Below are 13,328 nucleotides of genomic sequence, written 5' to 3' on the forward strand. Positions count from 1 at the left end.
CCGGCTCTCACTCGTTGTAGTCGTAAGCCTGGAAGCCAGCCATCTTGACGAGGCTATCGCGACGCGCGGCGGTGTAATCAGCCTGCACCATTTCAGCCACCAGCTCCTTCAGGCTGGTCTTGGGTACCCAGCCGAGCTTCTCCTTGGCCTTGGTCGGGTCGCCCAGCAGCGTCTCCACTTCGGTGGGGCGGAAGTAGCGCGGGTCGACCCTGACGATGACGTCGCCGACCTTGCACTTGGCCTTCTTGCCTTCCACGTTCGCCACGCGACCTATTTCGCTCTCGCCTTCGCCTTCGAACGAAACAGTGACGCCCAATTCAGCGGCTGCGAATTCGACAAACTGACGCACGCTGTACTGCACGCCGGTGGCGATGACGAAATCGTCGGCGTGGTCCTGCTGCAGCATCAGCCACTGCATTTCGACGTAGTCCTTGGCGTGACCCCAGTCACGCAGTGCGCTCAGGTTGCCCAGGTACAGGCAGTCTTGTAGACCCAAAGAGATGCGCGCGATGGCGCGCGTGATCTTGCGAGTGACGAAGGTCTCGCCGCGCCGCGGGCTTTCGTGGTTGAAAAGGATGCCATTACACGCATACATGCCATAGGCCTCGCGGTAATTGACCGTGATCCAGTACGCGTACATCTTGGCCACCGCGTAGGGGCTGCGCGGGTAGAACGGCGTGGTCTCCTTCTGCGGAATCTCCCGCACGAGGCCGTACAACTCGGACGTCGAGGCTTGATAGAAGCGCGTCTTCTTTTCCAAGCCGAGGATGCGAATGGCCTCCAGGAGGCGCAGCGTACCCATGCCATCGGCGTCGGCGGTGTACTCCGGGCTTTCGAAGCTGACCGCGACGTGACTCATCGCACCGAGGTTGTAGACCTCGTCCGGCTGCACTTCCTGGACGATGCGGATCAGGTTGGTGCTATCGGTCAGGTCACCGTAGTGGAGCTTGAAGCTCTGATGGTCGACGTGCGGATCCTGATAGAGGTGGTCGACACGGTCTGTGTTGAAGGACGAAGCACGGCGCTTGATGCCATGCACTTCGTAGCCCTTGGACAGCAGGAGCTCCGCCAAGTAGGCACCATCTTGGCCGGTCACGCCGGTGATCAGGGCTTTCTTCGGGGAGGCGCTCAATCGGTACTCCACTGATTTTTATGGCGAATATCCAGATGATAAATGTCTAGCCCGTCTTCTCGATCAGCACGAGCCGATGTGTGCGCAACCAAGGGACAAGGTTAAAGAAGCCGTAGGCACTCGGCAGCACGCGGGCCAACGGTGGCGCCAGCGTCACCCGGCGGGCGGTGAAGTGCCCCTGCGGGAAGAGCTCGCGCACGCGCTTGAGCGGCACGCCGCGCACGTCGGGGTTGCGCGGGTTGTTGAAGGTGAAGTCGTACCAGACGACGGCGCCGCCGGGCTTGAGCCAGCGCCACATCGCATCGGCCACACGCTGTTGCAGCGCGTCGTCGAGGATGGACGAGAAAACAGTTGATTGCAGGACGAGGTCTTGGCTGGCCGGAGGTACGTCTGCTGTCGCCGCATCGCCGGCCAGCAGGCGCACGCCTTCCGGCAGGGCTGCGCGGGCGGCGGTGAGGCGTTCTGGCAGCAGTTCGATGCCGGTCAGTTGGGTCGGCAGCAGGCCCAGGCGGAGCAGGTCCAGCAGGTTGCCGCCGGCGCCGCAGCCGACCTCGGCGGCGTGCCAGTCGGCGGGCTGACCCGGGCGCCTGGCGAGCAACTTCAACAACTCGCGCTGGCGCTCCTGCCACATCTGCCAGACCTCGGGGCGCAGCAGGCTGTAGCGGTCGCTCCCGCCACGTCGGGCGTAGCGTTGAGCGATCGCGTCCAGTTCGCTCACTTCAGGGCCGTGATGAAGCGTGCGGCAAGCACGGGGTAGGCGTGGTGCGCCATCGCAAAGGCGCGGCCGCGCTGGCCCATGGCGACGCGCTCGTCCGGCGGCAGGGCGGCAAGCATCAGCAGGCCGTGGGCAACGGCTTCAGCGTCCTCCGGCGGGACGGTCAGGCCCGCGCCGGCTTTGGCCACCGGGTCGTTGCCGGCCTCGACCGAATGCAGCACCGCGCGGCCAGCCATCAGATAGTCGATGAGCTTGTTGGGCGCGATGCCGAAGCGGTAGATGGGCGTGCGCTGCCAGCCGATGTAGGCGATGTCGAAATGTGCAAGCAGCGTCGGGATCTGCGCCTTGGGGATCGGAGGGAAGAAGTGCACGTTCGTCAGGCCTTCGGCAGCAGCCCGTTCAGCCAGGCGCGCGGCTTCGTGGCCGCTGCCGACAAGGACGAAGCTCAGCGACGAATCCATCACGCGCGCTGCGGCGTCCAGCAGCACGTCCAGCGCGTTGGGCAGGCCCATGGAGCCGGCATAGCCGACGATGACGCGGCCGGCTGCGCGTTCGGCGTCCAAATGAGCCGCGAGCGTCTCATTCAGCGGTGCCGAGTCGCCCTGCCATTCCTCCGGCGCAAAACCGTTCGGCACGATGTGCAGCTTGCGCAGGTCCAGGCCCCGCGACGCCATGTGCTCATGCACGCACGGCAACATGGAAACGACGATGTCGGCGTCCCGGTAGCCGTCCGCCTCCGCTTTGCCGCAGAGCATGGCGAAAGGGTGGCGGGGCGACATGCCGGACAGCTCGATCAGCGACAGCGGCCAGAGATCGTGCACTTCGTAGACGAGCTTCGCCCTGGCGAGCCTGGCCAGCTTTCTGGCGACCCAGATGTCCATCGGATACGTACTGGAGGCAATGACGGCATCGGGCTTGAACTCGCCCGCCAAACGCCGGGCATCGGCGCGCAGCTGGCGCAGGAAGGACAGGATGTTGCGCAGGCGGCCGACGCCGTTGCCCAGGTAGGCGGGCACGGGCAGCCAGCGGTAGCGGATGCCGTCGATGAATTCCTCGCGCGGCTCACCCGCCACCTCGGGTTGCACGGCGCGCACATGCGAGTGACTGGCGGCGACGATGGTGACCTCGTGCCCTGCCCTCACCCATTCGCGGGCCAGGTAGTAGGGGCGGAACTCCATGCCGTGGCGCGGCGAACCGGCATAGTGGTTGACGAGGAGGATCCTCATGCGGGGGTCAGCTCTTTCAGTCGCGTCAGGAAGCGCTGCACATGGGGCTCGAACAGGCCGTTGGCGGTGACCCAGTCACGGTTGACGGCGGCGACCTTGGCGGTGTCCAGCGCGGCCATGCGCGCCGGCAGGTCGTCCAGCGAGCCGACATTGCCTGCCACGATCAGCCCTCGCGCCGAGTCGCCGATGACCTCGCGGTTGGCGGGCAGCTCGGACAGCACTGGCACGCAGCCATGGGCCATCGCCTCCAGCACGGAGACGGAGACGGAGTCGCTCTCGGGCAGGCTCAGGAACCAGGTCGAGCGGGCGTAGTACGACGCCTGCGTTTGCGCATCCAGACGGCCGACGAAGCTGACTTTCTCGGCCAGGCCACGCGCGATCACCTCGGCTTCCAGCGCCGCGCGCATTGAACCGTCATTCGCGACGACGAGGCGGGCCTCGGGCTGGACCGCGGCGATGCGCGCGAACGCGTCCACGACGAGTTGCGGCCGGTAGCTCGCCTCCAGGCCCCGGTTCGCAAAGCACAGCCAGGGCTGCTTCTTCGCGTTCTGTTTCGGCATGGCCTCCAGGCCGAAGGGGAAGGTCATGACCTCGCCCGCGCCCAGCTCGCGCATGCGCTCGGCCATGTGAAGCGAGTCCGAGGTCGTCAGCGCGCAGTTGCGCAGCACCTTCTTGGTCATCCAGCGCCAGGCGCCGCCGCGCTGGGGCGTGACGAGGATGTCGCTGCCCCAGGCGGAGCCGGCGATCTGCGCGCGCAGTCGCCAGCCGAGCTTGGCGGCCCAGGCGAGGGAGCCGTGCGAGGTGAGGTAGTGGGCATGCAGCCAGTCCGCGTCGGTGTCGGCCAGCCAGGCGCCGATGCGCGGCAACTGCTTGATCAGCGCGACATTGCCGCCGGCATGGTCGGGCTCGGTGTTCAGTGCCAAGCGCCGCGCGTCGGGCAGCAGTTGATTGAACTCGGGCAGGAAACCGCGCGACGAGATGGCGTGCAGCTGCACGCGTGGGTTCAGCGCACGGGCCCACTTCAGCAAGTGCGGGCTTTCGCCATCGCCGATGAGGACCAGCTTGAGGCCACCGCCGAGGCTCATGGTGCTGCTCCCGCCCAAGCCTCATAGGCCGCGCGCAATTCGGGATGCAGGGCCAGCAGCGCCGCGTCGCGTTCACGGGTATCACCGATCTGGCGGGCGGGTTGCCCGGCCATGATGGCGAAGTCGGGTGCCGTGCCGCGCAGCTGCGAATAGGCGCACAGGATGGCGCCCTTGCCCAGCGTGCTGCCCGGCTCGATCAGGCTGTGCGGGCCGACAAAGCTGTAGGCACCCAGGCGAATGGCGCCCTTGCGATAGCCCGGCAACTGACCGCCCAGCGTGGCGCTGCGGCGGCCGTTGACGCGCAACGCATCGTGGGTGCTGTGGGTCACGATGGAGCAGAAGTTGCTGATCTGCACGCCCTCTTCGATGACGAGGCCCGCACCCGCATCGATGAAGTTGAACTGGCCGATGAAGACGTGGTCGCCCAGTTGCAGGCTTGCTTCACCCTCGATGCAGGTGCTGGGCGCGATGCGCGAATGCGGCGCGCCGGCCTCGCCGAACAACAGGCGAAAACCCAGCAGCCGCACGAGGCGGCGGCGCAAGCGATTGAGAAAGACGCGCATCAGTCCCAGGTCCAGAGCGACCAGAAAAAGTAGCCGAAGTAGAGCAGCATCGCCGCCGATACGCCCCAACCCGCGCCGGCAAGGCCGCCCAGCTGCAGCCCCGCCGCCAGACCGCCGACGAACAGCACCTGCCCCACCAGCGCCAGCTTCAGCGCCCAGGCCTGCGCGCCCCAGGCCATCGTCACGACCGACATTGGCGAGGCGATGAAGTGCAAGGCGATATAGGGCGCCAGCGACCGAGCCAGCTCGCCGGCACCGCGCCACTCAGGACCAAAAACGGTGGCGAACAGCCAGGGCCCGAAAGCCAGCAGCGATAGCATCAGCGGCAGCGCGATAGCCGCAAGCAGCAGCATGTTGTGGCGCACCAGTGTGCGGGCTTCCAGCAGGTTGCCCGCCTGCGTGAGGCGCGGGTAGAGGGCCTGCGACAGCGAGCCGCCCACCAGGCTGGCCGGCGCCTTCAAATAGCGCAGGGCCAGCGCCCAGGCGCCGGCCTCTGCCGCGCCCAGCCAGGCCGCGAGCAGCGCGATGGCGACCGTGTCCTGCAACGCGCCGGCAAAGGCATGGGGCGTGTTCAGCAGCGGGAAGTCGCGGTGCTTGTCGGCAAACTCGCGCAGCGGCTGGGAGTCGAGCAGCCGCCGCCAGCCTCCTGCCGGTGCCGGCCGGGCCTGCAATGCGGCTGCGGCCGCCGTGGCCAGCGCCGCCCCGCCCACCAGGCCCCAGGGCCCCGCCTGCATCAGCCCGAAGCCCACCTGGGCCACCGCAGCGCCGCCCCATTGCAAGACGCGACCCCACGCCAGCACGGCGAAGCGCCCTGCCCTTGCCGCCCATTGGGCCAGCGCCTGGCTGGCCGCCAACGCCAGCACGACCAGGGGCAGCGCTGCTGCGAGGGACAGGTCGGCCCACACCATCCACGCTGCGCCGACGAGGATGGCCATGGCCGTCATCGCCAGCAGCATGCGCAGGCACAGCGCCAACAGGGCCGCGGCGCCCTTCTCGCCCGTCTCCAGGGGCAGCGCGAACTCGTAGCGCGCGCAGCCAACAACGGCCAGGTTGCTCGCCACCGTCCACACGAGCGAGAACTGGCCGTACTCCGCCGGCGTGTACAGCCGCGCGATCCAGGGGCCCAGCAACAGCGGGATGGCCTGGGCCAGCGCGCTGCCGGCAAGCAAGGTGAGAGTGGCGCGCTTGAGGCTCATGGGGCGCGGGATTGTAGGAAGCGCCGGACCTCTCGCCCGGGATTGCTCCGGTAGTTCCCTAAAATCCTGGATTCACCAAGGCCCGCAATGACCCAAACGACACCGCCCATCCCAGCTGCTCCCGCCGCCGACGAAAACCAACTGATCGCCGAGCGCCGCGAAAAGCTGGCTGCGCTGCGGGCCACCACGGCCGTGCCCTTCCCCAACGATTTCAAGCCCCAGCACCGCGCCTTGCCGCTGCAGGAGCAGTACGGCCCTCTGGAGAACGAGGCGCTGGAGCCGCAAGCCATCAAGGTCACCGTGGCCGGCCGCATGATGCTCAAGCGCGTCATGGGCAAGGCGAGCTTCTGCACGCTGCAGGACGCCACCGGCCGCATCCAGCTGCGCGTCACCATTGACAACGTCGGCCCCGAGGTCTACGGCGCCTTCAAGCATTGGGATCTGGGCGACATCATCGGCGGCGAAGGCGCGCTGATGAAGACCAAAACCGGCGAGCTGACGATCACCGTCACCACGCTGCGCCTGCTGACCAAAAGCCTTCGCCCGCTGCCGGGCGACTTCTACGGCATGAGCGACCAGGAGCAGAAGTATCGCCAGCGCTATGTCGACCTCATCACGGACGAGGCCGCACGCAAGCGCTTCGTCGCGCGCAGCCACGGCGTGTCGGCCATCCGCAGCTTCATGGTGGACCACGGCTTCCTGGAAGTGGAGACGCCGATGCTCCACCCCATCCCGGGCGGCGCCAACGCCAAGCCGTTCACGACCCACCACAACGCGCTGGACCAGGAGATGTTCCTGCGCATTGCGCCCGAGCTGTATCTGAAGCGGCTGGTGGTGGGCGGCTTCGAGCGCGTGTTCGAGATTAACCGCAACTTCCGCAACGAAGGCATCTCGGTCCGCCACAACCCCGAGTTCACGATGATGGAGTTCTATGCGGCCTACTGGACGCATCACGACATCATGGACTTCACCGAGGCCGTGCTGCGCCATGCGGCCATTGCCGCAACCGGCAGCGCCGCGCTGACCTACGCCGGCAAGCCGGTGGCGCTGGACAAGCCGTTCGCGCGCGTCTCGGTACGCGACTCGCTGATCCAGTTCGCCGGGCTCACCGGCGAGGAAGCCGATTCAGCCGAGTTGCTGCGCGCGAAGATCGTCGCCGCCGGGGAAGAAGCGCCCGCCCGCTGGAGTCTGGCCGAGTTGCAGTTCGGCCTGTTCGAAGCCGTCGTCGAAGAGAAGCTCTGGGAGCCCACCTTCATCATCGATTACCCCGTCGAGGTGTCACCGCTGGCCCGGGCGTCGGACGACAACCCCAAGATCACCGAGCGCTTCGAGCTCTTCATCACCGGCCGGGAGTACGCCAACGGCTTCTCGGAGCTGAACGACGCCGAGGACCAAGCCGCGCGCTTCCAGGCGCAGGTGGCCAACAAGGACGACGGCGACGAGGAGGCGATGTACTACGACGCCGACTTCATCCGCGCGCTGGAATACGGCATGCCCCCGACGGGCGGCTGCGGCATCGGCATCGACCGGCTGATGATGCTGATCACGGACTCCCCGTCGATCCGGGACGTCATCCTGTTCCCGGCGCTGCGTCGAGAGGGTTGAGGCGGTTGCACCGCGCCTGATCCTGGCTCGCTCATCGGCCGAGAGCGCAGCTGAAGGGCCTGATTTCATACCCGGTCTTCGGATGGCCGGGCACACGGTTTGCCGCGGATTCCATGCGGGAGTGCCACGGACGGCTACGTTATCGTGGCGCTGCGCATCGAACCCACCGGGAGCGGCACCATGCCCTTGAATGCACGGCAAGCCCAAGTCGCCAAGCTGCGACGAACGAGCATTGCCGCTCTGCTTGCAGGTCTGACCATCGCAGGGTGCGGTGGTGGTGGCGGTGGTGGTGGCGGCGACTCGCCCGCCGAGCCCCCGCCGCCCAGCACATCCCGCAGTTGGTTCGTTGACGCCGACGCTGGCAACGATGCAGCTGCGGGCAGCCAGAGTTCTCCGTGGAAGACGCTAGCCCGGGCCAGCACCCAGGTTCTGGCATCCGGCGACTCTCTGCTGCTGAAGTGCGGCGGCACCTGGCGGGAGTCAATCACGCTGGCAGCCGCTAACGTGCCCTCAGGTGGCGCCACGCTGGGCGCATGGGGTGATTGCACTGCGGCCAACCGACCCATCATTTCAGGGGCGAACCTCGTAGCTGGCAGCACCTGGACCGTCGCGACGGGCCTTGGCGGCAAGCCGGTGTACGTGACGAACTGGTCCCGGCCCGTCACCAGCCTGTACTTGAACGGAACCAGGCTGACACGCGCTCGCTACCCGAACTACGGGGGCATCGGGCACGAGTTCAAGCTGATCGATTCGGTGTCCAGCACGACGAGGTTCGTGATCAAGCCGTTCGATGCCAGCGTGTTGGCGGGCATGGATCTGGCGGGCGCCAAGGCTTACATCCGTACCAGTCCATGGCTCGTCGAGGCTCAGGACGTGGCCGGTTCCACCGGCACTGGCGCCATCACACTGGCCGCCGCCCCGACCTACGCACCGCAGGCGGAAGAAGGTTATTTTGTCGAGGGAAAGCTGGCTTTGCTGGACACCGCGGGCGAGTGGTTTCATGACGCAGCTGCCGGGCGACTCTACGTATGGACACCCGACGGCAGCAGCCCGCAAGGCGCTGCACTGGAGAGCGTGGAGCGAGATTTCGGCGTGACGCTTTCCGGCATTTCCGGCATTCGGGTGGACCAGATCGCGTTTGAACGGCAAGCGCAGGCAGGCCTGCACATCGTCGATGCGCCACGAACGGCCGTGACGGCCATCCGGTCACGCCATGCTGGAGCCCATGGCATCTTGATCGCGGGAAGCAGCAGCGATCAATCGAGCGGCACGACCGTGCAGCGCAGCACCATCAGCAATGCCGGCGTGAATGGCATCAGCGCGACAAGCCCTGGAGTCGAGATCGTTGGCAACGACATCGAAAGCACCGGAGTGGGTGCGAGCGACACCGGCGTGTCGGCCGGTGTTTACATGAAATCAACGGGCGGCGCGATCCGCGACAACCGGATCTCGGATTCCGGCTACGCGGCAATCCTGCTCTCGAACGCCGCCGGCACGACCGTCTCGGGCAATTCGCTGCTCAGGGCCTGCCGCCGCTTCACCGATTGCGGCGCGGTCTATTCCGGGGGCGCCCCGGGCACGTCGCAACGCGCATCGATCACATCCAATGCGATCAGCGACCTGGTCGCGAATGTAGAAGGCGCCGTGGGCGGCGCCACCGCGCTGGTGGCCGGCATCTATCTCGATGAGGGCAGCGCAAACCACGATGTGCTCAACAACATGGTCACCCGGGTCGGCGTCGGCATCAATCTGCACAACAGTGCGAACCATCTGATCCAGTCGAATCAGGTCTGGCTGGCGGATCAATCGTCGATCCGGGTGCACAACAGCCTTGCAACCGACCGCGTGCGCGGGAACGTCATCCAGGACAACGCGTTGTATGCGTCAAGCCATCTGATCGCTTCAGCGGCGAGCACCACCGCGCCCGTGTCTCGCCTGGTCTACGCCCAGGCATGGGTGCATCCGAGCGACGCGAAACTGATGTTCAGCGGCGCCGAACCCAATATCGTCCGCCGCAACAGCGTCGCCAGCCTGACTGCGGCGTCCGCCGTGCGCTGGGCCTTGGTCAGCGGCTTCACGCCTCAGGTGCTCGACGAGGCGCAGTGGGCCGCCCATGCCGCCGCGGAGAGCGTCAAGGTCCTGTATGCAGCACGGCCCTTCCTGGTCACCGACGGCGGCGCAAATCTCATTCCGAACAGCAAATTCCAGGTCGCGGGCACCGGTTGGTCGCTCGAGCGGGCCACGGCAGGTTCTGCGGGAACGCTGACGTTCGGAACCTGCGCGAGCGAAGGCTGCGCAGACTTCAATCCTTCGGGCCCGAGCGATTTCCTGACGAGCGGCCCCTTTCGCATGTCGAGCTCAAGCGGCAGCAATCTGTATCAGCTCCAGGTCCGTGCGGAGAGCGCCGCCGGCTCGGTGTTGACGATGGCCATCAACCGCGACGGCGGCGACTTTGGCCAGTTGGGCGTGGTGTTGACCGACCAGCGGATCGGCGCGGCGCAACAGGTCGTCGGTGCGTTGTTCAACGCGACGGGAGATGATCAGGCCCGGCTGAACTTCTCCGGGCAGGCGGGCAAGCCGGTTCGGTTCCGGGAGGTCGTCGTCTCGCAAGTCAGGAGCTACGAACTGCTGTCGCCGTCCCGCGAATCAGTGCTTCTGACCAACGAAACCGGCGCAGCAAAGAATGTGGATTGCCCGTCTGCCGTTTTGCGTACCTGCACTGTTTCCGATCTCTCCGGACAGGCGATCACCTGGCCCGTGACGCTTGCTCCGAACACGGCAAAGGTGGTGTTGAGCGCCGATGATCGCTGGAAGCCGTGACGGCAGCAGCGCCCGCTCTGCCGATCACGGCTTCCACCTGCTGTCAGCACTCACCACGACTTTCGAGGTGTTCGCAGGCAACGTGACGGGCCACGTGACGGCCTGCCCGGAGAGGTCCGAGACGACACAGGTACGCATCACGGTCGACGGACAGGGGATGCTCTTCGCAACCGCCGTCTCGTTGGACAGCAAGGTGGACTCGCGACTCGGAGCCATCAGCTCGTAGGCACTCACCTGCGCCACAGTGACGTCGCGAAGCCGGACAGGCTTGCCGGCCAGCCCGGTCAGGTTCAGACGCGCGATATCGCTGCTGGTGGCATTGAACAGCGCGTCGACCGAGGTGTCGGCGGCGCTGTCGATCGGTTGGGACATCAGGACCAAGCCAAGTTGCGCCCAGTCACCGCCCGCGCGGTTGATCGCCATCGTCAGGCTGGCGCCCTCGGCCAGGGCGCGTGCGCGCAGGCGCAGTTGGTAGAGGTTGGCGCCGTTCGCGCTGGACATCTGAAACGTGTTGCTCATCAGGAAATCGCTGGTCGAGCCGGGCGCGAAGTCGCCGCATCCGGAAGTACCACAGGTGCTGTAGGTCATCGTGCCGCCAGCGGCGGGCGTCGGTGACCAGAACAGCCAGTTCAGGCCGGCGGTTTGCAGCAGGCTGTTCTGAACCAGGTTGGCCCCGCCGGAGGTGACGATGAAAGGCCGCGCCGCATAGGCCGCCTTCACCGTTTCGCCGCTCGCGTAGGCAGCCCATTGCGCGGCGTCGGGCGTCTGGTGGGTCCAGCCGCTGAGCAGTGACCAGCGCACCAATGCGGGTTGGCTCATCGTCGCGGTCACGTTGCGGCGCGAGACATTCGGGTTGACGCCGGCAAACATCAGGGCGGCGTTGCTGTCATGCACCCATTCCTGCGGATAGACCTGGCGGGTCGTCGGCGCGGTGGTCGCCGGGGTCGACGCCTCCAGATGCACCGACGCGAAGAGCTCGTTGTCCTGGATCACATTGCCGCGCACCGTCTCGGCTGCGCTGCTGTTATGCACGCGGATCGAGGCGCGGCTGGTCAGCCAGACGCGGTTGAGCTGGATGGTGTGCTGGCTGCTGTTGTGAAGATTGATGCCCACGCCGGCGCGCGTGATCATGTTGTTCGTGACGTCGTGGGTGGCGCTTGCCTCGTCGAGGTAGATGCCGGCAACGAGCGTCGTTGCGCCGCCGACCGCGCCTTCAGGATTGGCGACGATGTCGCTGATGGCGTTGGAGACGATGGTGCTGCGTTGGGCCGCGCTCGGCGCACCGCCTGAGTAGATCGCGCCGCAGTCGGTGAAGCGCTTGCAGGCCTGCGTCAGCGTATTGCCGGAGATGGTTGCACCCGTGGCGTTGCCCAGCACGATGGCGGCGAAGGCGGAATTGGTGATTCGGTTGTCTTTCACCACACCGCCCACCGACTTGAGGTAGACGCCCGCCGACACGCCGCTGCTGGAGGTGCCCAGCCCCGTGCCGTCGATGACGCTTTCGGCCACGCGAACGCCGGCACTGGCAACGTCGATCCCCATCGTGCCCGCATTCGTGATGGTCGTGCGGTCGACCGTGCTGCCATTGGAGCGGCCGGTGCTGGTGCCCTCGATCAGGATGGCCGTCGAGCCCGCGTCGCGCGAGGTCACGTCGGTCACGGCGGTGCGCTGTGCATCGACGATGTGGATAGCCTGGCCGGTCTGGCGCTCGAAGGTGACCTTGTCGATGCGCGTGGCGGCGATCTTCGACACCTTGACCCCCACGGTGCGCTGGGCCGATTCGAGAACACCGGTTGCGGGGCTCTGGCCGTTCGGCGCCCACACGAAAAGCAGCCCGGTCGCGGTGTCGTGGAACCACTCACCGGCCACGTCCAGCAAGGCCAGCTTGCCCTCGACAAAGTAGCCCTGGCCGGCCTGCGGTGGATAAGTCCCGAGTGCCTTCAAGGTGACCGCGCCGGTGCTGTCGCTGCTGGCGATGTCATGCGCCTCCACCAGCCACGGGTTGGTGCGGATGAAGGCCTTCGCGCCGGCCAGCGGCACGCCGCCGAGCGCGGCGGCAATGGCCGCGTCGGGCCGGAATGTCTTGGCGTCGCGCATCGATGCAATCAGGCTGAACTCATGGCCGATGCCGGCGTGGTTGGGGTAGCGCGCCCGGGTCAGTGGCGCGCCGTTCCAGTAAAGCGCCGACACCGCCTTCGACCAGGGCGTCACGTACACCGGCTTGCCACCCATGTCACCCGCCACCGTCCAGCTGCCAGACACGATGTCGGCGCCCGAGATCACGGGTCGGTTGCTCGGCGTGCAGCTGCCCCAGGCACCCAGCACCGCAGCGCCGGCCGGCGCATTGACTGCATTGAGCGAGAAGGATTCGCGCCAGACGCCGCCGCATTTCAACAGCAAGGCGTCGTTGGCGCCGAGTGTCTGGGTCGCCGCACGCGACAGCGTCTTCCAGGGCGCGGCGGCCGTGCCGGCGGCGCTGTCGCTGCCGGTCACTGAATCGACGAACCAGGCGCGGCCGGTATAGGCCGTGCCTCCGGTCGAAACCGGGTCGGTCGTGGCCGCTAGCGTTGCTTGCACGGGCACTTTGGGCCGAACCGCTTGCGCGGTCACGTCAGCGCCGGCCTCGGCAGTCACCGCAGCGGAAGCGTCCGCCCCGTTCTTCGCATCTCCCCCGCCACAGCCCGCCAACGAGATCGTGACCCCAAGCGCAAACCCAATGGTTTGCAGGCGCGGTGGCGTGTTCCGTTGGACGCGGAGAAAAGCATGAGGCAGGCGGGTCATGAGGCTTGGGCAAGGTCGATTGAAGCGGCGAACTACGCGGGGTTTGCCGGACCTTTCGGCCCGCATCCCGGCGTGAGATGACTTTCGCCGCCACCCCCTAGAAAGTTGAACCACTTGCCGTAAGCCGTGTAACGAACTTACCTGGAAAGTGCCTCTAAAGCCTCGTCGCGTGATATGCATCACTGGGATCGGAACGTTCCGATCA

9 protein-coding genes are annotated in these 13,328 nt (G+C 66.6%); 2 read left to right on the top strand and 7 right to left on the bottom strand.

The window, feature by feature from the left end; genetic code table 11:
* Positions 1 to 7: 7 nt before the first annotated feature.
* The 6 genes from gmd to AC0IZJ_RS07920 are packed head-to-tail and all read right to left on the bottom strand — an operon-like array spanning position 8 to position 5,917.
* Positions 8 to 1,132, bottom strand: coding sequence for a GDP-mannose 4,6-dehydratase (gmd, locus tag AC0IZJ_RS07895; RefSeq protein ID WP_471848372.1), 1,125 nt, complete (start codon positions 1,130 to 1,132; stop codon positions 8 to 10).
* A 46-nt stretch (positions 1,133 to 1,178) separates the two neighbouring features.
* Positions 1,179 to 1,850: a class I SAM-dependent methyltransferase gene (locus AC0IZJ_RS07900; RefSeq protein WP_471848374.1), complete on the bottom strand. Its 672-nt coding sequence runs from the start codon at positions 1,848 to 1,850 to the stop codon at positions 1,179 to 1,181.
* On the bottom strand, positions 1,847 to 3,073 hold the full coding sequence (locus AC0IZJ_RS07905; protein ID WP_471848376.1) for a glycosyltransferase family 4 protein: 1,227 nt from the start codon (positions 3,071 to 3,073) through the stop codon (positions 1,847 to 1,849). Before AC0IZJ_RS07905 ends, AC0IZJ_RS07900 begins: the two co-directional genes overlap by 4 nt.
* On the bottom strand, positions 3,070 to 4,158 hold the full coding sequence (locus AC0IZJ_RS07910; protein WP_471848378.1) for a glycosyltransferase: 1,089 nt from the start codon (positions 4,156 to 4,158) through the stop codon (positions 3,070 to 3,072). Before AC0IZJ_RS07910 ends, AC0IZJ_RS07905 begins: the two co-directional genes overlap by 4 nt.
* Entirely contained in the window at positions 4,155 to 4,721 is a 567-nt protein-coding gene (locus tag AC0IZJ_RS07915) for an acyltransferase (protein ID WP_471848380.1), read from the bottom strand. Before AC0IZJ_RS07915 ends, AC0IZJ_RS07910 begins: the two co-directional genes overlap by 4 nt.
* Entirely contained in the window at positions 4,721 to 5,917 is a 1,197-nt protein-coding gene (locus AC0IZJ_RS07920) for a lipopolysaccharide biosynthesis protein (RefSeq protein WP_471848382.1), read from the bottom strand. The genes AC0IZJ_RS07915 and AC0IZJ_RS07920 overlap by 1 nt, the downstream gene beginning before the upstream one ends.
* A gap of 63 nt (positions 5,918 to 5,980) precedes the next feature.
* Here AC0IZJ_RS07920 and lysS point away from each other — a divergent pair, with 63 nt between their 5' ends.
* Both lysS and AC0IZJ_RS07930 read left to right on the top strand, forming a co-directional pair.
* Positions 5,981 to 7,522, top strand: coding sequence for a lysine--tRNA ligase (gene lysS / locus AC0IZJ_RS07925; protein ID WP_471848484.1), 1,542 nt, complete (start codon positions 5,981 to 5,983; stop codon positions 7,520 to 7,522).
* Between the two features lie 144 nt (positions 7,523 to 7,666).
* The gene (locus AC0IZJ_RS07930) at positions 7,667 to 10,342 is read left to right on the top strand and encodes a right-handed parallel beta-helix repeat-containing protein (RefSeq protein WP_471848384.1); all 2,676 of its coding nucleotides are present in this window, start codon (positions 7,667 to 7,669) and stop codon (positions 10,340 to 10,342) included.
* A gap of 24 nt (positions 10,343 to 10,366) precedes the next feature.
* Here AC0IZJ_RS07930 and AC0IZJ_RS07935 read toward each other — a convergent pair whose 3' ends face one another.
* Complete coding sequence (locus AC0IZJ_RS07935) at positions 10,367 to 12,919, bottom strand: NosD domain-containing protein (RefSeq protein ID WP_471848386.1); 2,553 nt, start codon at positions 12,917 to 12,919, stop codon at positions 10,367 to 10,369.
* Positions 12,920 to 13,328: the final 409 nt, after the last annotated feature.

The organism is Roseateles sp. AC306, assembly GCF_979253795.1.